The following is a 21,419-nucleotide window of genomic DNA, read 5'->3' as shown; positions in this document are numbered from 1 at the left end:
GACGGGTCCACCATTGCCGGAGTGACCACCGGCATCTCAATGAGGAGAAGAAATGTCCGCGAAGAAGCGCATCCGCATCGCGTTCGGCCTGGCAGCAGTCGGCGCACTCACCATCGGCCTCGCAGCCTGCTCGACCGGAGGCTCGGGCGACGACGGCGGTGATGGGGGCTCCGACGAGATCACCACCGTGGGATTCGTCGCCGTCGGCCCCGAGGGCGCCTGGCGTGAGGCGAACGAGCAGAACATCCAGGACACCTTCACGGAGGAAGCCGGATACGACCTGAAGTACGCCCCCGCCACCAACCTCGACCAGAAGTCGCAGATCGACGCCTTCACGTCGTTCGTCGACGAGGGCGTCGATGTGATCCTGCTGTCGGCCACCGAGGCCTCCGGCTGGGAGGACTCGCTCAAGCGTGCACAGGAGGCGGAGATCCCCGTCATCCTGCTCGACCGCGGCATCGAGCCCGACGACGACAGCCTCTATGTGACCCGCATCGCTCCCGACAATGTCGAGGTCGCGAAGGAGGTCGGCACCTGGGCCGCCGCCACCTTCCCCGACGGCGGCAACTACGTCGTGCTCGAGGGGCCGGCGGGCGTCGGTGTCGTGAACGAGCGCAACACGGGCTTCGACGAGGGCCTCGGCGACTCGTCGCTGGAGAAGCTCGACGCGCAGACCGCGAACTGGTCGGCCGAAGAGGGCAAGAGCGTCTTCGAGACCATGCTGAAGGCCTCGAACAACGACATCCAGCTCGTGTTCGCGCAGAATGACGAGATGGGCCTCGGTGCGGCGCAGGCCGCCGAGGAAGCCGGCCTCGTCGTCGGTGAAGACGTGAAGATCGCCACCATCGACGGCACCAAGAACGCGATGCAGGCGCTCGCCGACGGTCAGCTCAGCTACGTCCACGAGTACAACCCGCTGTTCGGCGAGACCGCGCTCGAGGTCGTCGAGAAGGCCCTCGCGGGTGAAGACGTCGAGTCGTACATCGTCGTCCCGAGCGAAGCGTTCGACTCCGCCGAGGCCGCGCAGGCCGTGCTCGCAGACCGCAAGTACTGACCGAGCACCGACGCCGGAGCGATCCGGCAGCGAGCCCGGGTGGGGCAGATCCTGTGCCACCCGGGCTCTCCCGGACGGAGAGACAGACATGAACGAAGAACTGCCCATCGTCGACATGCGGGGCATCTCGATCGAGTTCCCCGGGGTGAAAGCCCTCGACGGAGTCGACTTCCGACTCTTCCCGGGCGAGGTGCATGCGCTCATGGGCGAGAACGGCGCCGGCAAATCGACCCTCATCAAGGCGCTGACCGGTGTCTATCCGATCGACTCCGGCTCGATCGTCGTCACGGGAGCCGAACGCAGCTTCGGCGGTGCCGGAGATGCGCAGGATGCCGGGATATCGACGGTGTACCAGGAGGTCAACCTCGCCCCCAACCTCTCGATCGGCGAGAACGTGATGCTCGGTCATGAGCGCAGGGGCGTGTTCGGCATCAACTGGACGGCCACCCATCGCGCCGCGACCGAGGCCCTCGGCCGCCTCGGGCTCGGCCACCTCGACACCCGCAAGCCGCTCTCGACCCTCTCGATCGCGCTGCAGCAGCTCGTCGCCATCAGCCGTGCGATGGCCATCAGGGCCAAGGTGCTCATCCTCGACGAGCCGACCTCGAGCCTCGACGCGGCCGAGGTCGAGGGGCTCTTCACCGTCATCCGCTCGCTGCGCGACCAGGGGGTCGCGATCCTCTTCGTCTCGCACTTCCTCGATCAGGTCTACGCGATCAGCGACCGACTCACCGTGCTGCGAAACGGCCGGTACCAGGGCGAGTACCTCACCCGCGACCTCGACCGACACGCCCTCATCTCGACCATGATCGGCAAGGACCTCGACGCACTGAAGTCCCTCGGCGGCAATCGCCGCCGCGCCCGGAGAGACACCGACGAGAAGCCGCTGCTCGCCGCATCCGGGATCGCCCGGCGGGGCGCGGTCGAGGCGACCGATCTCGAGATCCGCCCGGGAGAGGTGGTCGGCTTCGCCGGCCTGCTCGGCTCCGGGCGCACCGAGCTCGCGCGTCTCCTCTACGGAGCCGACCGCACCGACCAGGGCGTGATCGAGTTGCACGGACGCCGGATCGATCTGCGATCGCCGTCCGACGCGATGCCGAAGAAGATCGCCTTCTCGACCGAGAACCGACGCGACGAGGGGATCATCGGCGACCTGACGGTGCGCGAGAACATCGTCCTCGCGGTGCAGGCCGAGCGCGGGTGGGCGCGGCCGATGAGCCGCAAGGAGCAGGATGCCATCGTCGACCGCTACATCGAGCAGCTGAACGTGCGCCCCGCCGACCCCGACCGGATGATCAAGAACCTCTCCGGCGGGAACCAGCAGAAGGTGCTCCTCGGGCGTTGGCTCGCCACGCAGCCCGAGCTGTTGATCCTCGACGAGCCGACCCGCGGCATCGACGTGGGCGCGAAGGCCGAGATCCAGGAGGCGGTCGCAGAGCTGGCCGAAGACGGCGTCGCCGTCGTCTTCATCTCGTCGGAGCTCGAAGAGGTGGTGCGACTGTCGGAGCGGATCGTCGTGCTGAAGGACCACCGCAAGATCGGCGAGATCCAGAACGGCCCCGACGTCACCGCCCAGGTGATCGTCGACGTGATCGCCGCCCACGGGGTCGAGGCCGCCGCCGAGACCCTCGACGACGCCGACGGCGCGCTGCCGGATACCATCGGCCACACGACTGACAAGGAGGCAGCGCGATGACCGCCGCAGCCGGCACCACCATCTGGCGGGATCTGATCCACAAGCCGTTCTTCTGGGGCATCGTCGCGATCGTCGCGCTGCTCGCGCTGAACGTGATCAAGGATCCGACGTACCTCGCTCTCTCGATCAACCCCAACAACGGCAATCTCGTCGGCAACCTCATCGACATCCTGCGCCAAGCGGCGCCCGTGATGATGATCGCGATCGGGATGTCGCTGGTCATCGCGACCGGCGGCATCGACCTCTCGGTCGGCTCGCTGATGGCGGTCGCCGGGGCCGTCTCGATGGAGTTCCTCAGTGCCGCCGGCGACTCCTTCGGCGCGGCGCTCGCCGCGGTCGGACTCGCGCTGGTGATCACCGGCATTCTCGGGGCGGTGAACGGACTGCTCGTCGCCTACGTCGGGCTGCAGCCGTTCATCGCCACCCTCGTGCTCATGCTCGCCGGCCGCGGCATCGCCAAGGTGATCACGGGCGGGCAGAACACCACGGCCTCGAACGACGCCTTCCGCTGGATCGCGAACGGCTTCGTGATCGGCATCCCCGTGGTGTTCATCCTCGCCGTGCTCATCGTGCTCGCCGTCGGTTGGGTCGTGAGACGCAGTGCGCTGGGGCTCATGATCGAGGCGATCGGCATCAACCCGCGCGCCAGCCGCATGGCGGGCATCAAGCCGAAGGGTCTGCTGCTCACGGCGTACATCATGAGCGGCATCCTCGCGGGCATCGCGGGCATCATGTCGGTCGGCAGCGTCATGACCGTCGACATCTCGCGCACCGGGTATCAGCTCGAGCTCGATGCGATCCTCGCGGTCGTCATCGGCGGTGCCTCGCTGGCGGGCGGAAAGTTCTCGCTCAGCGGGGCGTTCGTCGGAGCGCTGCTGATCGCCACGCTCGACAAGACCGTGCTGTATCTCGGCGTCTCGTCGTCGGCGACTCCTGCCTTCAAGGCCATCGTGATCGTCGTGCTCTGCCTGCTGCAGTCGCAGCGGGTGCGCAGCTGGTTCCGCCGGCGCCGCACAGCCCGACCGGTCGAACAGCTGCTGCAGAAGGAAGAGGTGTCGGCATGAGCGCCCTGATCGCCAGCCCCAGTCCGAGCCCCACCGTGCGCCCGGCCGAGACGATCGCCGACCGCGTGCGCCGCATGATCAGGGCAAATCCGTCGGTGCTGCCGACCATCGCCTCGGTCGTCATCTTCGTCGGCATGGTGATCTTCGGAGAGGTGGCCTACGGCCGCATCCTGCAGTTCAACACGCTGTCGAACCTGCTCATCAACAACGCGCACCTCATCGTGCTCGCCGTCGCGCTGACCTTCGTGATCCTCACCGGAGGCATCGATCTGTCGGTGGGCTCGATCATCGCGGTGTCGTCGGTCGCGGGCGTCATGCTCTCGAATGCCGGGTGGAACGCCGTCGCCGTGATCGTCGCGATGATCGGCATCGGCGTGCTCTTCGGCATCGTGTCGGGCGTACTGATCCGGTACTTCAGTGTGCAGCCGTTCATCGCGACGCTGGCGATGATGTTCCTCGGGCGGGGCCTCGCCTCGCTGCTCAGCACCAAGCCCGAGCGGCTCGGCGAGGATTCACCCATCCGCTGGATCGGCACGCAGCTGAAGATCATCGACGGCCCCAAGGTGAACGACCTGGTGATCACTCCCGCGGTGCTCGTCGCCGTCATCGTCGTGGCGGCCGCGTTCTTCGTGCTGCACCGCACCCGCACCGGACGCACCGTCTACGCCATCGGCGGCTCCGAGAGCTCAGCGCTGCTGATGGGGCTGCCTGTGCACCGCACGAAGGTGCTCGTGTATGTGATCAGCGGCGCTCTCGCCGGTCTCGCCGCGGTGCTGTACACCGCGCGACTCGGCACCGCTCAGAACATCACCGGCATCGGCTGGGAGCTCGACGCGATCGCCGCCGCGGTGATCGGAGGCACTGTGCTCACCGGCGCCTACGGCTACGTGCTCGGGTCGGTCGTCGGTGCGCTGGTGCTCGGTCTGATGAACGTGCTGATCACCCGCGACGGAGGTATTCCGCCCGAGATGACGACCATCATCACCGGCGGCATCCTGCTCGTGTTCGTGCTGCTGCAGCGCGTCGTGACCCGTAGACGCGAGTAGCTCCGGTCGAACCGCAGCGAAGAACGGCCCCCTCTCGATCGAGAGGGGGCCGTTCGCCTGTTCCGCGTGCGGGGGTGCCGGTTCAGGTCGTCGGGATCCAGACCCGCATGGTCGACGGACCCCGCCGGGCCCAGTCGTGATAGGCGATGAGCGGCGTATCGACCGTGTCGCCGGTCGAGCGATGCCGCACCGGCAGCACGACGTGACCGTCGTGCTCGACGGGATCGCCGACCACGACCGCGTCGCCCACGTCGGCTCCGAGATCGATCGACTCGAGGGCGAGCACCTCGGGCCCGCGCTCGATCACGACGCTGCCTCGCACCGCATCGACCATCGGATGCGGCGACGTGACGCGCGCGACGATCGGCAGGCGCAGGTCGACGATGTCGCCGGCGCGGAACGCGCGCGTCACCGACACGGAGCCGACCGGGGCCGCCTCCGACGACTCGACCTCGCCACCGCTGTGCACGCGCACTGTCGCTCCCTCGGCCCATGCCGGCACGCGCAGAGTCAGGGTGAACTCGGCATCCTCGCGGATCGTGACGCGGATGCCGCCATCGGCCGGATACCCCGTCTCGACCTCGAACGCCACGACCCGGCCGTCCGGGAGCGCCGTGCGGATGGTCGACGGCGCGTACTGGTGCAGCTGGACGCCTTCGTCATCCGCCGTGGCCACATAGGCGGCGAGACTCGCGAAGGTGCGCGCCACGTTCGGCGGGCAGCACGACACCTCGAACCACGGGGCCCGCAGCGATGACGAGGCGCGCGGCGACGTGGCATCCGGATCCGCGGGGATGCCGGGCGTGCGCTGGTGCAGCGTGTTGGCGTAGAAGAACGAGCGACCGTCGTCGCCGGGCGAGGTCGCGACGACGTTGAACAGGGTGCGCTCGATCAGGTCGGCGTACTGCGCCTCGCCGGTCGAGAGCAGCAGCCGCCACGAGAACATGATCGAGCCGATGCCGGCGCAGGTCTCGGAGTAGGCGCGATCCGGGGGCAGCTCCCAGTCGTCGCCGAACGCCTCGTCCTGATGGTGCGACCCCTGGCCGCCCGTGACGTAGGTGCGACGTTCGACCGTGCGGTCCCACTGCGACCGGAGCGCAGCGAGCAGCGACTCGTCCGACAGCTCTGCAGCGACGTCGACCGCGGCGGAGGACAGGTAGTTGGCCCGCACGGAGTGCCCGCGCAGCGCCTCGGCGTCTCGCACCGACACGTCGTCCTGGAAGTAGCTGCGACCCCATTCGATCTCGCCCAGAGACCCACGCCCGTGGCGTTCGACGAAGAGGGCGGCCTGGTCGACATAGCGCTGCTCGCCGAGGGCCCTGCCGAGCTCCGCGAGACCGACCTCGACCTCGGCGTGCCCGCAGATCGCGTCGCGCCCGTCTGCGCCGAACTCACGGCAGACGAGGTCGGCGGCTCGGCGGGCGATGTCGATCAGGCCGTCGTCGGCATCCGGCCTCGTGCGCACCCGGGCGACGGCCGCCTGGAACAGGTGTCCGAGGCAGTAGAGCTCGTGCCCCCACTGCAGGGCAGACCAGCGCTCGCCCTGACCCTCGCGCCCGAACATCGTGTTGAGGTATCCGTCGGGTTCCTGCGCGGCGGCGACCCGGTCGACCACGCGGCGGAACCGCCGCTCGAGCTCATCGTCGGCCGCGGCATCCGTGCGTCCGATCTCCCATGCGAGCGCCTCGAGGTACTTGTAGATCTCGGAGTCGGCGAACTCGCGCCCCCGGCGCCCGGCGGGAAGCGTGCCGGCGGCGGCGAGGTCGAAGTTCGGCAGCCAGCCCTCCGACTCCAGGCGCGACTCGATGTGCGTGAGCGTGGCCGTGCCGTTGACGGCTTGGCGATCGCCCCAGAAGCCTCCCGTGATGCGCACCTCGTCGAGGCCGAGGGGGCGCAGGCGTCCGCGCGTGGGAACCACCGGAGCGGCCGGTGTGGTGGTGTCGAACATGGTCATCCCTTGAAAGCGCCGGACATGAAGCCGCGCACGTAGTGTCGTTGCAGGATCAGGAAGAGCAGGATGCAGGGGAGCGCCAGCACGACGACCCCCGCCTCGGTGGCGCCGTAGTCGACGACGCCCTGCACCTGCCCTCGGAGATTCGCGACCGCGAGCGGCAGCGTCATGCGGTTGGTGTCGTTGATGAGGATCAGCGGGGCCATGAAGTCGTTCCACGCGGTGAGGAACGCGAACAGGCCGACGGTGACGAGCCCCGGCTTGACGGCAGGGAGCAGCACCCGCCACAGGGCGCCCCAGCTGGAGCATCCGTCGACCATCGCTGCTTCGTCCATCTCGCGCGGGATCGACTCGAACGAGATGCGCATCATGAACATCGAGAACGGCAGCTGGAACATGGTGATCACGAGCGCGACGCCGACGAGCGAGTTCTGCAGGCCGACCGCGTTGAGGATCACGTACAGCGGAATGAGCAGGGTCGCGTACGGCACCATCAGGATCGCGAGGGTCAGCAGGAACAGGGCGTTCTTGCCGGGGAACGAGAAGCGCGCGAACGCGTAGCCGCCCAGCAGCGAGATGAACAGCGTGAGCGCCACGGTGAGCACCGAGACGAACAGCGAGTTGCCGAGGTACACCCAGATGCCCGCCTGGTACTCGCCGAGGGCGGCGTAGTTGCCGAAGCCCCAGCCGTCGGTCTGGCTGGTGCCCGCCATCGGGCTGACCGACGAGACGCCGGTCCAGATGAGCGGGTAGAGGAAGATCACCGCGAGGGCGGTCGTGAACACCCAGTACGGGATGCCGAAGACGACGCGGGCGGCCTTCGAGCGGTAGCGGGGCGCGGTGGGCTGATGATTCGGGGCGACGATGGTGCGTGTCAGGGTCTGGGACATGATTCTCAGCTCAGTTCTCATCCGTGCGGCGGAACGCGCGCAGCTGGAAGACGTTGATGACGATGAGCGCGAGCAGCACGATCACCGAGAGGGCGCCGGCGATCCCGAGGCTGTTCTGCCCCTGGAATGCGACGTTGTAGATCAGCTGCACGACGGTCATGGTGCTGTTGTCGGGGCCGCCCTTGGTGAGGATGTAGAACTGCTCGAACGCGAGCAGCGACCCGGTCACGCACATCACGGTCGTGAGCGCGAAGGTCGGCTTGAGCAGCGGCACCGTGATGTCGCGGAACGTCTGCCACCGGTTGGCGCCGTCGATGCGCGCGGCCTCGTAGACGTCGTCGGGAATGCCCTGCAGCCCCACGAGCATCAGCAGCATGTAGAAGCCCGCGTAGCGCCAGACGATCAGGAAGATCGTCGACCACAGCGCGCCCTCAGGGGTGCCGAGGAACGTGATCCCCCACGACTTCATGAGGTTCGCGAACGGGCCGGCGATGGGGGAGTACAGCACGTAGAAGAGCAGGGAAGCGGATGCGAGGCCCAGGGCGCTCGGGATCAGGAACGCCGTGCGCAGGAACCCCTTCCACCGGGTCGACTCCTGCACGAGCAGGGCGAGTCCGAGCCCGAGGCCGATCAGGATGACGGTCGTGATGACGGTGTAGAGCAGGGTGAAGCGGATCGAGTCCCAGAAGAGGCGGTGCGTGACGGCATCCGTGTAGTTCTCCGGGAAGTTGATGCCCCGGTTGCCGCTCAGCAGCGGCCAGTCCGAGGCCGACATCTGCACGACGAGCACCAGCGGCACGATGAACAGCAGGGCGACGAAGATCGCGGTCGGGGCGGCATACAGCCAGCCCTGCACGGGGCCTCCGAAGCCGGTGCGCGGTCTGCGGCGAGGCAGCGGGGGTGCGGCCTGGGTCATCTCGTTCTCTTCCGATCGGGAGTGCGGGGGCGTGCGGGAGGATGCGGGGGCGACGCGCTCCGCGCCGCCCCCGCACGAGATCACTGCGACAGGATCGCGGTGATCTCCTCGTTGTCGGCGGGGACCGAGTCGTCGCCGTCCAGCACCGCGTTGCGGACGAGCGTGAGCCACGGGCTCCCCGGTGCGTTGAACGCCTGCTGGAAGTTCAGCGCCACCGGGGTGTCGCCCTGGGCGGCGACCTCGTTGATCGTGACCAGACGGGGGTCGGCCGCGGCGTACTCGTTGTCGGCGAGGTCGCCGCGCGAGACGGCGTTGCCGTCCTTCGCGAGCACCTCGACCTGGGCGTCCTCCGACATCATCCAGTTGAGGAAGTTCCAGGCCTGTGCCGACTTCTTCGAGTCCTTCGAGATGCCGATGCCGTCGCCGCCGACGAAGGTGGAGGCGCCGCCGTCGACACCGGGGATGCCGGCGACTCCCGCGTCGAACTCGAGGGAGGGGAGCAGCGTCGCGGGGAACGGCATCACGCCGACCTTGCCCTCGCTGAACGCCGCGGTCCAGGTGGGGCCGGCCTCATCGGTCGAACTGGGGAGGATGGCTCCGGCATCCTGCAGCTCGGACCACGTGTCGTACACGGCCTGGGCGGAGTCGCCGTCGAGCAGCGACTCGGTGCCGTCGTCGCTCATGACCTCGTCGCCGGATGCCCAGATCGAGGGGAACCACGTGAAGACCAGGCATCCGCCGCAGTTGAGGCCGGTCGCCGTGCCATACGTGTCGGGCTTGTTCAGCGCCTGCACGGCCATGGCCGCGTCGGCGAACTCCTCGAGCGTGGCGGGTGCCTTCTCGGGGTCGAGGCCGGCCTCGGCGAAGAGCTCCTTGTTCCAGAACAGCATCGAGAGGTCGAGCGCGAAGGGCAGCACGTACTCGGCGCCGTCGACGGTGCCCGCCGAGAGGTGACCGGGGTTGATCTCGTCCTTGAAGTCGAGCGCGTCGATCTGCGCGGACATGTCCTGGAACAGGCCCTGCTGCGCCCAGTTGGGCACGTAGACGATGTCGGCGGCGAACAGGTCGGGCAGCCCGCCCGACCCTGCGGCGGCGCCGACCTTGGCGACGTAGTCGTCGTTGGGGACGACCGTGAGCTCGACCTGGTTCTCGTGGCTCTCGTTGTAGGCGTCGACCAGCAGCTTCGCCTGGCGCTCGATCGGAGCGCGGGTCCACAGCGTCAGCGTGGTGCCGTCATCCGTGCCCTCGGCGGGGATGGGTTCGTCGGATACGTTGTCGTCGGCGGCAGGCGCGCAGGCGGCGAGACCGCCGACGAGCAGGCCTGCCGCGATCACGGCGGCTGCTGCCCGGCGTGCGGCGTGTGTACGGGTGGTGTTCATGGGCGGGGGCTCCTCTGGGCTCGTCCTCGAGCGGGTGCGGTGTGGCGCTTCGACAGTGCAGCGCCGGGTGTGGAGATGAGGTGGAGATCGGGTTCTCCGAAATCTACGAAAACCCTTTCGAAAAGGTATAGCGTGGTTTCAGCGGGGGAGTCAACCCTCGTTCCGATAACCTTTCAGCAACAGGGAGCGGGATGAGCGACACGACGGGAACAAGGGCGGTGACCCTCGGCGACGTCGCCGCGCGCGCCGGGGTGTCGATCTCGACGGCGTCGAAGGCGCTGAATGACCGGGGAGACGTCTCTGCAGCGACGAGGGCCAAGGTGCGCGCGATCGCGGAGGAGCTGGCCTTCACGCCCAACGCCATGGCGCGAGGACTCCTCGCCGGACGCACCGGAACCGTCGGCCTGCTCACGAGCGACCTCGAAGGCCGTTTCATGATCCCGATCCTGATGGGCGCCGAGGACGCCTTCGGGGCGGGCCGCATCAACGTCTTCCTCTGCGACGCGCGCGGTGACGCGATCCGCGAGCAGCACCACCTGCGCGAGCTGCTCAGTCGCCGGGTCGACGGCATCATCGTCGTCGGTCGCCAGACGGATGCCCGCCCCTCGCTCGGGCAGGAGATCCCCGTGCCCGTCGTCTACGCCTACGCGCCGTCCGACGATCCGCGCGACCTGTCGTTGACGCCGGACAACTACGCGGGAGGGCGGCTGGCGATCGAGCATCTGCTCGCCTGCGGACGCCGGCGCATCGCGCACATCTCGGGCGACCCGACCTATGCCGCAGCGCAGGACCGCCTCGCCGGGGCCAGGGCCGCGCTCGCCGAAGCCGGCCTCGAGCTCGTCGGCGAGCCGATGTTCTCGGAGTGGACGGAGCACTGGGGGCGCGATGCCGCGGCGATGCTGCTGAACCGGCATCCCGACATCGACGCCGTGTTCTGCGGCTCGGACCAGATCGCACGCGGCGTGCTCGACTCGGCGCGGGATCTCGGACGCACTGTTCCCGACGATCTCGCGGTGATCGGCTATGACAACTGGGAAGTGCTCGCGACGAACGCGCGACCCGAGCTCACCAGCATCGACGCCAACCTGCAGCAGCTGGGGCGTCAGGCGGCGCTTCGGGTGTTCGACGCGATTGACGGGATCGACATCGGAGAGGGGTCGCACCACCTGCCGGTGCGCCTCGTGATCCGCGGGTCGACGATCGCCCGGCGCTGAGGCGGCCCCTCGCGTCTTCGAATCGCGTGAATGACCCCGTTTCCTCGCGAAACAGGGTCATTCACGCGATTCGAAGGCGGTCCGTCCGATCAGACGTGGTCGCGCCAGGAGTGCTGCGGGTCGAACCCCAGCACCCGGCGAGCCTTGTCGATCGAGAGCAGAGTCTCGTTCGGGCCGAACTCGCGGGCGACCGGCACATCGGGGAAGACCTCGGCGAGCAGCTCGGCGTTCGGGCGGGACATCACCGTGTCGGCCGCCGCGATGATGAAGTTGTCGAACCCGGGGGCCGCCACCTCGAGCGCGCGCTCCACGGCCTGCGCGCCGTCGCGCGCGTCGATGTAGCCCCAGAGATTCCACTTGCGGCGCAGGGCGTCGGCGTCGAAGTCGGGGAACTCGGCGTAGTCGTCCGGGTTCATCACGTTCGAGAAGCGCAGCGCCGTGATCGAGAGGTCGGGATGCCAGCGCACGAGCTCCCTCGCCAGCTGCTCCTCGAGCGTCTTGACCAGCGAGTACACCGATTCGGGGCGGGCGGGGTAGTCCTCGTCGACAGGTACGTAGGGCGGTGGCACGTCGAACGGCAGGCCGAGAACGGTCTCGCTCGACGCGTAGACGACGCGCCGGATGCCGAGGCGCACCGCCGCCCAGAACACGTTGAACGTGGCCGGCATGTTGTTGTGGAACGTGGCGACATCGCTGCGGATGCCGGGGGCCGGGATCGCGCCCAGATGCACCACGGCGTCGATGCCGTCGTGCCGGTCGCCGACGGCGGTGAAAGCATCCACGACCTGGCCGTAATCCGTGAGGTCGACCTGCACGAAGTCGGGTCCGCGGACCCCCGCGACGTCCATGCCGATGACCTCGTGGCCGTGGGCGCGGAGTTCCCGCGCGACGACGCTGCCGAGCTTGCCCGATGATCCTGTGAGTGCGATGCGCATGTCACCAGGGTGGCACGACGATGAGGTGTCGGGGCCGCTCGGCATACACTCATCGGCGTGAGTGACACGAGCAGCGGGCCCCGCCGCACCGTCGGCGTGCGCGATGTCGCTGTGCTCGCGGGGGTCTCCCGGCAGACCGTGTCGCGCGTGCTCAACGACCATCCCGAGGTCGCGGTCGAGACCCGCGAGCGCGTCCTCGCCGCGATGGCCGAGCTCGGCTACCGCATGAACAACGCCGCCAGGGCATTGGGAACCCGCCGCTCCCGAACCCTCGGCGTGCTCGCCACCGACGCGCTGCACTACGGTCCCTCGCGCAGCATCGCCGCGCTCGAGGCGTCGGCCCGCGAGGTCGGCTACTGGCTGAGCGCGGCCTTCGCGGATGCAGGGGATGCCGATGCCGTCGTCGCCGCGGTCGACCACCTCGTGATGCAGGGAGTCGAGGGCATCGTCGTCGTCGCGCCCCACGCCCATACCCTCGATGCGCTCGACGAGGTGCGCATCGGCGTTCCCGTGGTGACCCTGCACGCGGCCGACCGGGGTGCGCGCGGACTCTCGGTCGACCAGGCGGCTGGAGCCAGGCTCGCCGTCGCGGCGCTCGCCGATGCCGGGCACACGCACATCGCCCATCTCGCCGGACCCGCCGACTGGCTCGAGGCCGAGTCGCGCATCCAGGGATTCGCCGCCGAGCTCGCCGCCCGAGGACTCGCCGCCGGACCCGTGTTCGAGGGCGACTGGACCGCGGGTTCGGGCTACGCGGCGGCCGATGCCGTGCGGCGATCGGGAGTCACGGCCGTGTTCGCGGCGAACGACCAGATGGCGCTCGGCCTGCTCGGCGGCCTGCACGAGGCCGGGCTCGCGGTGCCGGGCGACATCAGCGTGGTGGGGTTCGATGACACCCCGGACGCCGCGTACTACTGGCCGAAGCTCACGACCGTGCGGCAGGACTTTTCGGAGCTCGCCCGCCGCGCGGTGGCGGCGGTGCTGGCGGGGATCTCCGGCGAGGCGGCATCCGACCTCCCGCCCGTGGCCCCGGTGCTCGTGACCCGCGCCTCGGTCGCTCCGCCGCGCTGAGCGGTCCGGCGAGCATCCGTTTCTTGACGCTCGACGTGCCCTCGTGACACACTGCTGTGACCGGTCACAGTGACCACCGCCGACCCCGAGGTACCCGTGAGCAACGAAGCCCCCGCCTTCTCTGACGAGAATGCCTTCTCCCCGGAGATCGCCGCCGCCATCCAGGCCGTCCGCGAGGACGTCGCCCGTCTGCACGGCGAGCTGGTCCGCTATGACCTCATCGTCTGGACCGGCGGCAATGTCTCCGGCCGCGTGCCCGGCGCCGACCTCTTCGTCATCAAGCCCTCGGGTGTGAGCTACGACGACCTCGCCCCCGAGAACATGATCCTGTGCGACCTCGACGGCGCGGTGATCCCCGGCACCCCCGGCAGCGAGCGCTCGCCCTCGAGCGACACCGCGGCCCACGCCTACGTTTACCGCCACATGCCCGAGGTCGGCGGCGTCGTGCACACCCACTCGACGTTCGCGGTCGCCTGGGCCGCCCGCGGCGAGGAGATCCCCTGCGTCATCACGGCCATGGCCGACGAGTTCGGCGGACCGATCCCGGTCGGCCCGTTCGCGATCATCGGCGACGACTCGATCGGCCGCGGCATCGTGCAGACCCTCAGCGGTCATCGCAGCCGCGCGGTGCTCATGCAGAACCACGGCCCCTTCACGATCGGAGTCGACGCGAAGGATGCCGTGAAGGCGGCCGTCATGGTCGAGGACGTCGCCCGCACCGTGCACTACGCCCGCGAGGCCGGCCCTCTGATCCCGATTCCGCAGGAGGCGATCGACAGCCTCTTCGCCCGCTACCAGAACGTCTACGGACAGAACTCGGACGCCCGACGATGAGCGACACGACCGACACCAGCGACACCACCGCCACGACCGCCCGCGACGACATCCTCGCCGGTCGCACGAGCCTCGGCATCGAGCTCGGCTCGACCCGCATCAAGGCGTGCCTGATCGGACCGAACGCCACCGATGTGCTCGCCACCGGGTCGTTCGCGTGGGAGAACCGGCTCGAAGACGGACTCTGGACGTACGCGATCGACGAGGTCTGGACAGGCCTGCAGGCCGCCTACGCCGCGCTCGTCGCCGACGCGGAGAACCGCCACGGCGTGCGCCCCGAGACGTTCGGCGCGATCGGCATCTCGGCCATGATGCACGGGTACCTCGCCTTCGACGCGAAGGGCGAGCTGCTCACGCCGTTCCGCACCTGGCGCAACACGAACACGGGCGTGGCCGCGGCCGAGCTGACCGACCTGCTCGGCGTGAACATCCCGCTCCGCTGGTCGATCGCGCACCTGCATCAGGCGGTCGTCGACGGCGAGGAGCACGTGCCGCAGCTCGACTTCGTCACGACGCTGGCCGGCTACGTGCACACCCGCCTCACGGGCGAGCGCGTGCTCGGCGTCGGCGATGCGTCCGGCATGTTCCCGATCGACTCGGCCACCGGAGACTACGACGCGCGGATGCTGCAGGCCTACGACGCTCTCGCCGCGGACCGCCTCCCCGCGAGCGCCAAGGATCTGCTCCCGACCGTCCGTGCCGCGGGTGCCGCCGCAGGATCGCTCACCGAGGAGGGGGCGGCCCTGCTCGACCCGACCGGTGCGCTGGCATCCGGCATCCCCCTCTGCCCTCCCGAGGGCGACGCCGGCACCGGCATGGTGGCGACGAACTCCGTGTCTCCGCGCACGGGCAACGTCTCGGCCGGCACGAGCATCTTCGCGATGGTCGTTCTCGAGCGCCCGCTGGCCGAGGTGCATCACGAACTCGACCTCGTGACGACTCCCGCCGGTGACGCTGTGGCGATGGTGCACTGCAACAACGGTGCGAGCGAGCTCGCCGCCTGGGCGGGTCTCTTCACCCGCTTCTCGGCCGCGGCGGGTCAGCCGCTGAGTGACGACGCCGTCTTCGACGCCCTCTTCCGTGAGGCTCTCGACGGTGAGGCGGATGCCGGCGGGCTTCTCGCCTACAACCACCTCGCCGGCGAGCCCATCGCCGGCCTGACCGAGGGGCGCCCGCTGTTCGTGCGCACCCCCGACAGCGCCTTCACCCTCGCGAACTTCATGCGCTCACAGCTGTACGGCGTGTTCGGCACGCTGGCGCTGGGGATGCAGGTGCTCGCCGCAGAGGGCGTCGAGCTCGACCGCATGTTCGCGCACGGGGGCATGTTCCGCACCGCCGGAGTGGCCCAGCGCTTCCTCGCCGGAGCGCTCGGTGCTCCGGTCGCGGTGGGCGAACTGGCCTCCGAGGGTGGGGCGTGGGGCATCGCGGTGCTCGCGTCGTACCTCGCACGCGCCGAGGGGCAGACGCTGGGGGAGTATCTCGAGAGCGACGTCTTCGCCTCGGCATCCCTCGCGGTCGCCGACCCCGACCCCGACGACGTCGCCGGCTTCACCGCCTATCTCGACCGCTACCGCGCGGGCCTCGCCATCGAAGCCGCCGCGACCACGGCTCTCTGAACTCTTCCCGCTGATACCGGAACACCGAAGGACCACTCATGCCCCGCACCCCGCTCACCACCTCGCTCGACGGCTACGAGGTCTGGTTCCTCACCGGCAGCCAGCACCTCTACGGCCCCGAGACGCTCGCCCAGGTCGCCGACCAGTCGCAGGAGATCGCGCGCATCCTCGACGAGGCCGGCGAGGTGCCCGTGAAGATCGTCTGGAAGCCGGTGCTGACGGATGCCGCGGCCATCAAGCGCACCGCGCTCGAGGCGAACGCCGACGACAGGGTCATCGGCCTGATCGCCTGGATGCACACGTTCAGCCCCGCCAAGATGTGGATCGCCGGTCTCGACGCGCTGCAGAAGCCGCTCGCGCACCTGCACACGCAGGCCAACGTCGAGCTGCCGTGGGCCGACATCGACTTCGACTTCATGAACCTGAACCAGGCGGCGCACGGCGACCGCGAGTTCGGGTACATCCAGACGCGTCTCGGGGTGCCGCGCAAGACCGTCGTCGGTCACGCGAGCGACCCGCGAGTGCGTCAGGAGATCGCGACGTGGCAGCGTGCGGCCGCCGGCCTCGCGGCCTCCCGCTCGCTCAAGCTCGCCCGCTTCGGCGACAACATGCGCTTCGTCGCCGTCACCGAGGGCGACAAGACCGAGGCTGAGCTGCGCTTCGGTGTGCAGGTCAACACGTGGGGCGTGAACGATCTGGCGGATGCGGTCGCCGCGGCATCCGAGTCCGATATCGACGCCCTCGTGGCCGAGTATGAAGAGCTGTACGAGGTCGTCCCCGAGCTTCGTCGCGGAGGCGACCGCCACCAGTCGCTGCGCGATGGTGCCGCGATCGAGATCGGTCTGCGGACGTTCCTCGAGGAGGGCGGCTTCGGCGCCTTCACCACCTCGTTCGAGGATCTCGGCGCCCTGACGCAGCTGCCGGGTCTCGCGGTGCAGCGCCTGATGGCCGAGGGCTACGGCTTCGGTGCCGAGGGTGACTGGAAGACGGCGATCCTCGTGCGCGTCGCCAACGTGATGGGCGCGGGGCTGCCCGGTGGTGCGAGCCTCATGGAGGACTACACCTACGACATGACCCCCGGCGACGAGCTGATCCTCGGGGCGCACATGCTCGAGGTCTCGCCATCGCTCACCACCGCGAAGCCGACGCTCGAGATCCACCCGCTCGGCATCGGCGGCAAGGACGACCCGGTGCGCCTGGTCTTCACGGCCGACCCCGGCCCGGCGATCGTCGTCGCACTCAGCGACATGCGTGACCGGTTCCGCCTCACCGCGAACGTGGTCGAGAACGTGCCGCCGCGTCAGTCGCTGCCGAAGCTCCCGGTCGGCCGCGCCGTCTGGAAGCCGCAGCCCGACTTCACCACCTCCGCCGCCGCCTGGCTGACCGCGGGCGCCGCGCACCACACGGTCATGTCGACGGCCGTGGGGCTCGAGGCGTTCCGCGACTTCGCCGAGATGGCCGAGGTCGAGCTGCTCGTGATCGACGATGCGACCACGCTGCCCGAGTTCCAGAAGCAGGTGCGCTGGAACCAGGCGTACTACCGACTCGCTCAGGGGCTGTGATGACCGACGTCTCTTCGGTCACCGTGGACGTCGCGACCGCTGCGCGCCCGCGCTCGGGTCGTCAGCTGCGCATCGCCGGGCACGGCTACGAGGCCGTGATCGCCAGCGTCGGCGCATCGCTGCGGGTGCTGTCGTTCGAGGGCCGCGACCTGGTCGTGCCGTTCGACGCCGACGAGGTGCGGCCCGGATACCGGGGCACCACTCTCGCGCCGTGGCCCAACCGCATTGTCGACGGCCGCTACCCGTTCGGCGGCACCGAGCACCAGTTGGCCCTCACCGAGCCCGCCCGTGGTCAGGCGCTGCACGGCCTGCTCGCCTGGGCCGAGTTCGAGGACCGTCTCGTGCTCGACGACCGGGTCGTGCTCGCGGCCGTGATCGAGCCGCAGACCGGGTATCCGTTCCGCGTCGAGGTCGAGACGGAGTACCGCATCGACGCCGACGGACTGCGTCAGACCGTGACCGCGCACAACCTCGGGGCGGATGCTGCGCCGTGGGGCACCGGACCGCACCCCTATCTCGTCGCCGGGCCCGACGGCCGCGTGGATGACTGGACGCTCACCCTGCCGGCATCCGAGGTGCTCACCGTCACCGACGACCGGCTGAGCCCCGTGGCTCTCGAGGGTGTGGCGGAGCATCCGCAGTGGGACTTCCGCGCTGCGCGCCCGATCTCCGACGTGTTCATCGACCACGCCTTCACCGGACTCGCGCGCGAGGGCGGTGTCGCCGAGGTGCGACTGGTGACGGATACCGGAACCGGCGTCGCGATGACGTTCGACGAGCGCTGCCCCTGGGTGCAGGTGCACACGGCCGACAACCCCGAGATCGACGCGATCCATCGCATCGGCCTCGCGGTCGAGCCCATGACCTGCCCGCCGGACGCGTTCAACTCGGGAACCGACCTCGTCGTGCTCGAACCGGGCGCTGCGCACGCGGCATCCTGGAGGATCTCCGCGGTCTGAGGCCGCTCGGTGCGGTCGTTCCGGTCGCAGATCGTGCCGCTGAGCAGGCTGAGGCGCGGCACGAATTGCGACGGGAGCGCCGGCTCGCCGTCAGCGGTTGAGCCAGGTGCGCAGCGACCGCGTGACGAACGGCAGCACCCAGTAGGTCATGATCGGCGTGAGCACGACCGTCGTCGCGAGCACCCGCAGCCAGATCGGCAGCTCGTTCCAGCCGGGCACGGGGCTCAGAGCGTAGGTGAGGGCGACGTTCAGCGGGAAGAATCCGAGCCAGATCGACACGGCCTGCTTCCACCGCGGGGGAGTGCTGACCATCGCGACCGTGGTCGTCGATCCGTCCGCCCGCGGCAGCGTGATCGTGTCGGTGGTCGGCTCGTCGAACCAGCCCTCGATGCCGCTGCGACGCCGTACACGCTCGCTGCGCACGAACTGGTCGCCGGTCGACTTCCACCACTCGCGCTCGCCGGACTGCTCCCAGGCGACGAGGGACTTCTCGTCGGAGAAGCGGTAGAGCATGTGCCAGACGTGCGAGTCCTCGCCGTCGCGGACCCATCCGGAGCCGAGGAATCCCGGATACCGGTGGGCGAGGTTGACGCCGGTCTGCACCCAGGCCGTGGCTGCGGCCACATGCTCGGGATCGACCTCGCGGCGGATGGAGACGGTGATGGGTTCGCTGGACATGGTGGGTCCTCGGAGACTGCGGTCGCCCGGGTCACGGGCGCCTCGACGGTGGGGGATGCGCCAGGGTGCGGGCGCATCAACGATTGTATTTCGGATGCCGGGGTCGCCGCCCGGTTTTCGCGGCGCGCGAAGACGGCATCCGAGGTTCCGACGGCGGCGACCCGCGACCCGCCCTCCGGGAGGGGGAGAGAATGGGACGCATGAGCACGCGCAGCGAAGCCGTTCTGATCGATGTCGTCCGGACCCCCGTCGGGCGGGGCAAGCCGGGCGGAGCCCTGTCGGGGGTGCATCCGGTCGATCTCGCTGCCGGAGCGCTCGCCGCGATCCTCGAGCGCAGCGGGCTCGATTCGCGACAGATCGACGACGTGCTGCTCGGCTGCGTGAGCCAGGTGGGCGACCAGTCGTCGAACATCGCCCGTCAGGCGGTGCTCGCCGCCGGATTCGACGAGTCTGTCCCGGCCGCGACGATCGACCGGCAGTGCGGATCGAGCCAGCAGGCCGTGCACTTCGCCGCGCAGGGCATCATCGCCGGCGCCTATGACGCGGTGATCGTCGGTGGTGTCGAGTCGATGAGCCGAGTGCCCCTCGGGTCATCCGCCGCGGGTGGCTCGCCGATGTCGCCGCGTCTGCGCGAGCGGTATCCGGACGGGCTCGTGAACCAGGGCGTCTCGGCCGAGCTGATCGCCCAGCGCTGGAACCTCGACCGCGCTGCCCTCGACGCCTATGCGGCAGAATCGCACCGCCGCGCCGCGGCCGCGTGGACCGACGGATTCTTCGACCGCACGGTCATCTCGGTCGCCGAGGCTCCGGATGCCGTCGACGACGAGACCGTTCGTGCGGGCACGACGGCCGAGGGGCTGGCGGGACTTCACCCGGCCTTCCGCACGGATGCGCTCGCCGCGCGGTTCCCCGACGTCGACTGGCGCATCACCCCCGGCAACTCCTCGCCGCTCACCGACGGAGCATCCGCCGCGCTGCTGATGAGCGCCGAGCGCGCCGACGCGCTGGGGCTCACGCCGCGAGCGAGATTCCACGCGTTCACGGTGGTCGGAGACGACCCGCTGATGATGCTCACGGGGCCGATCCCCGCGACGCGGCGCATCCTCGAACGCACCGGCCTCACGATCGACGACCTCGACGCGTACGAGGTCAACGAGGCCTTCGCGTCGGTGCCGCTCGCCTGGGCCGCCGAAGTCGGGGCGGATGCCGCGAAGCTCAACCCCCGAGGAGGGGCGATCGCCCTCGGGCACGCCCTCGGCTCGTCGGGCACCCGCCTGCTCGGCACGCTCGTCGACCAGCTCGACGCCGTCGACGGCCGCTTCGGCCTGCAGACCATGTGCGAGGGCGGCGGCATGGCGAACGCGACGATCGTGGAGCGGCTGTAGGCCCGGCATCCGGCTCGGCTCCAATCTCCTTTCGAATCGCGTGAATGACCCTGAAAACAGGCGAGATGCGGTCATTCACGCGATTCGAACGGCAGGGCAGGTCACCGTCGCAGCGCTGCGGTCACGCGACGCACCAGTTCCTCCGGCCTGTGGAGGAGTGGTGATGTCACCTCGATGACCGTCCACCCCGCGGCCCGGAGAGCCGCGATGCGCTCGACGTCGGCAGCCCACCTGGCGTCGTGCAGCATCCCGAGGTACTCGATGACGACACGCTCCTGTCGATACGCCATGTCAACGCAGCCGAGGAATCGCCCGTGTTCGTCGAAGAGGTCGACGTTGAGCTCGGGCTCCGGCACACCGGCCGCGATGAGGATGCATCGCACCCGCGTCTCTCGGGGCGACCAGGAGTCTTCGCGGATCAACTCGACGGCGGTGCGCAGCCGGGCGGCGCCACGCCGTCGTCCGGCATCGATCGCGGCCCGCAGATCATCGACCGTGCAGAGCGATCGACGGCCAGGCGTCGGTCTGCCCCGACCCTCGCGCCATGCCCGACACATGTGGTCTCCGAGTGCCACGATGTCGAACAGAGGGAGTGTGCCCAGCGACACCCACGTCGCGGCTGGGGATGTGACCCGGAGTCCGTCCTGCTGGCGGATCGAGGTCAGACTGGCCAGCGTGCGGTGTCCTGTCACGCCGGTGGCCCGTGGGAATGGCGTCGCACCGGCGGCGCTCACGTGCAGTGCGAGGTCGGCGTATCCGGCGATCCGGTCGTCGTCGGTGAACTCGAGTGGCAGCGGTGCACCCCAGATCGATGCCGCCGTCTGGTGGCTGAAGAAGTGTCCCTGGTGGAGTCCGGGCGCGTAGGTGCGCGCGCGGTGGATCCTCGCTTGTCGCTGTCTGACGTATGGGTCCGTGGCCTCGCTGAGCGACGGGATGCTCCCGGCGCGGATGCGCACACCGCGAAACGGCGCCTCCAGGTCTCGCCCTCGAAGTCGGCTTCGGCTCACCCCGTGCATCCGGGCGATACGGACCGGGAATCCGTCGCCGCACTCGTCCGGAAGATTCGTCGTTGGTCCCATCGCGTCACGGTGACATGAATCTCAGGGCGGGGCTCGCGCTGTCCACAGCCCCGACGCGTTCGAATCGCGTGAATGACCCGGGAATCGGTC

18 protein-coding genes are annotated in these 21,419 nt (G+C 69.4%); 11 read left to right on the top strand and 7 right to left on the bottom strand.

Annotation, left to right across the window (positions count from 1 at the left end):
- The first annotated feature begins 52 nt into the window (after window positions 1-52).
- The 4 genes from ACTJKH_RS13330 to ACTJKH_RS13315 all read left to right on the top strand — a co-directional run bounded on the left by ACTJKH_RS13330 (window position 53) and on the right by ACTJKH_RS13315 (window position 4,860).
- The gene (locus ACTJKH_RS13330) at window positions 53-1,054 is read left to right on the top strand and encodes a substrate-binding domain-containing protein (protein ID WP_440737313.1); all 1,002 of its coding nucleotides are present in this window, start codon (window positions 53-55) and stop codon (window positions 1,052-1,054) included.
- 88 nt (window positions 1,055-1,142) lie between these two features.
- Window positions 1,143-2,750: a sugar ABC transporter ATP-binding protein gene (locus ACTJKH_RS13325; RefSeq protein WP_440737312.1), complete on the top strand. Its 1,608-nt coding sequence runs from the start codon at window positions 1,143-1,145 to the stop codon at window positions 2,748-2,750.
- Window positions 2,747-3,814 carry an ABC transporter permease gene (locus tag ACTJKH_RS13320; protein ID WP_440737311.1) on the top strand — a complete coding sequence of 356 codons (1,068 nt, stop codon included), beginning with the start codon at window positions 2,747-2,749 and terminating at the stop codon, window positions 3,812-3,814. Before ACTJKH_RS13325 ends, ACTJKH_RS13320 begins: the two co-directional genes overlap by 4 nt.
- A complete protein-coding gene (locus ACTJKH_RS13315) occupies window positions 3,811-4,860 on the top strand; it encodes an ABC transporter permease (RefSeq protein ID WP_440737310.1) in 1,050 nt (349 codons plus the stop codon). Before ACTJKH_RS13320 ends, ACTJKH_RS13315 begins: the two co-directional genes overlap by 4 nt.
- A gap of 82 nt (window positions 4,861-4,942) precedes the next feature.
- Here the strand turns inward: ACTJKH_RS13315 and ACTJKH_RS13310 are convergent, their stop codons facing one another.
- The 4 genes from ACTJKH_RS13310 to ACTJKH_RS13295 form a co-directional block, all read right to left on the bottom strand.
- Window positions 4,943-6,814: a glycoside hydrolase family 127 protein gene (locus ACTJKH_RS13310; protein ID WP_440737309.1), complete on the bottom strand. Its 1,872-nt coding sequence runs from the start codon at window positions 6,812-6,814 to the stop codon at window positions 4,943-4,945.
- Window positions 6,811-7,701 carry a carbohydrate ABC transporter permease gene (locus tag ACTJKH_RS13305; protein WP_194762532.1) on the bottom strand — a complete coding sequence of 297 codons (891 nt, stop codon included), beginning with the start codon at window positions 7,699-7,701 and terminating at the stop codon, window positions 6,811-6,813. The genes ACTJKH_RS13310 and ACTJKH_RS13305 overlap by 4 nt, the downstream gene beginning before the upstream one ends.
- A gap of 10 nt (window positions 7,702-7,711) precedes the next feature.
- Complete coding sequence (locus ACTJKH_RS13300) at window positions 7,712-8,617, bottom strand: carbohydrate ABC transporter permease (protein WP_210096004.1); 906 nt, start codon at window positions 8,615-8,617, stop codon at window positions 7,712-7,714.
- A gap of 80 nt (window positions 8,618-8,697) precedes the next feature.
- Window positions 8,698-9,996, bottom strand: a complete 1,299-nt coding sequence (locus ACTJKH_RS13295) for an ABC transporter substrate-binding protein (RefSeq protein ID WP_440737308.1) — start codon at window positions 9,994-9,996, stop codon at window positions 8,698-8,700.
- A gap of 191 nt (window positions 9,997-10,187) precedes the next feature.
- Between ACTJKH_RS13295 and ACTJKH_RS13290 the strand changes: the two genes are divergently transcribed.
- Window positions 10,188-11,210 carry a LacI family DNA-binding transcriptional regulator gene (locus ACTJKH_RS13290; protein ID WP_210096002.1) on the top strand — a complete coding sequence of 341 codons (1,023 nt, stop codon included), beginning with the start codon at window positions 10,188-10,190 and terminating at the stop codon, window positions 11,208-11,210.
- 89 nt (window positions 11,211-11,299) lie between these two features.
- Here ACTJKH_RS13290 and ACTJKH_RS13285 read toward each other — a convergent pair whose 3' ends face one another.
- Complete coding sequence (locus ACTJKH_RS13285; protein WP_440737307.1) at window positions 11,300-12,145, bottom strand: NAD-dependent epimerase/dehydratase family protein; 846 nt, start codon at window positions 12,143-12,145, stop codon at window positions 11,300-11,302.
- Window positions 12,146-12,202: 57 nt separating this feature from the next.
- Between ACTJKH_RS13285 and ACTJKH_RS13280 the strand changes: the two genes are divergently transcribed.
- The 5 genes from ACTJKH_RS13280 (at window position 12,203) to ACTJKH_RS13260 (ending at window position 18,187) form a co-directional block, all read left to right on the top strand.
- The gene (locus tag ACTJKH_RS13280; protein ID WP_440737306.1) at window positions 12,203-13,216 is read left to right on the top strand and encodes a LacI family DNA-binding transcriptional regulator; all 1,014 of its coding nucleotides are present in this window, start codon (window positions 12,203-12,205) and stop codon (window positions 13,214-13,216) included.
- A 147-nt stretch (window positions 13,217-13,363) separates the two neighbouring features.
- Window positions 13,364-14,050: an L-ribulose-5-phosphate 4-epimerase gene (locus ACTJKH_RS13275; protein WP_440737436.1), complete on the top strand. Its 687-nt coding sequence runs from the start codon at window positions 13,364-13,366 to the stop codon at window positions 14,048-14,050.
- Window positions 14,047-15,666, top strand: coding sequence for a xylulokinase (locus ACTJKH_RS13270; protein ID WP_440737305.1), 1,620 nt, complete (start codon window positions 14,047-14,049; stop codon window positions 15,664-15,666). Before ACTJKH_RS13275 ends, ACTJKH_RS13270 begins: the two co-directional genes overlap by 4 nt.
- A 38-nt stretch (window positions 15,667-15,704) precedes the next feature.
- Complete coding sequence (araA, locus tag ACTJKH_RS13265) at window positions 15,705-17,228, top strand: L-arabinose isomerase (protein ID WP_440737304.1); 1,524 nt, start codon at window positions 15,705-15,707, stop codon at window positions 17,226-17,228.
- A complete protein-coding gene (locus ACTJKH_RS13260) occupies window positions 17,228-18,187 on the top strand; it encodes an aldose 1-epimerase family protein (RefSeq protein WP_440737303.1) in 960 nt (319 codons plus the stop codon). Before araA ends, ACTJKH_RS13260 begins: the two co-directional genes overlap by 1 nt.
- Window positions 18,188-18,277: 90 nt before the next feature.
- On the opposite strand, the gene ACTJKH_RS13255 is transcribed toward ACTJKH_RS13260, so the two are convergent.
- A complete protein-coding gene (locus ACTJKH_RS13255) occupies window positions 18,278-18,865 on the bottom strand; it encodes an antibiotic biosynthesis monooxygenase (RefSeq protein ID WP_440737302.1) in 588 nt (195 codons plus the stop codon).
- Between the two features lie 200 nt (window positions 18,866-19,065).
- On the opposite strand from ACTJKH_RS13255, the gene ACTJKH_RS13250 reads away from it, so the two are divergent.
- Entirely contained in the window at window positions 19,066-20,250 is a 1,185-nt protein-coding gene (locus tag ACTJKH_RS13250; protein WP_440737301.1) for a thiolase family protein, read from the top strand.
- 101 nt (window positions 20,251-20,351) lie between these two features.
- Here ACTJKH_RS13250 and ACTJKH_RS13245 read toward each other — a convergent pair whose 3' ends face one another.
- The gene (locus ACTJKH_RS13245; RefSeq protein ID WP_440737300.1) at window positions 20,352-21,257 is read right to left on the bottom strand and encodes a DUF559 domain-containing protein; all 906 of its coding nucleotides are present in this window, start codon (window positions 21,255-21,257) and stop codon (window positions 20,352-20,354) included.
- Window positions 21,258-21,419 lie beyond the last annotated feature (162 nt).

The organism is Microbacterium sp. 22215 (genome assembly GCF_052045655.1).
Taxonomy (GTDB): domain Bacteria; phylum Actinomycetota; class Actinomycetes; order Actinomycetales; family Microbacteriaceae; genus Microbacterium; species Microbacterium phyllosphaerae.
This window is presented reverse-complemented; position numbering and strand designations above follow the sequence as displayed.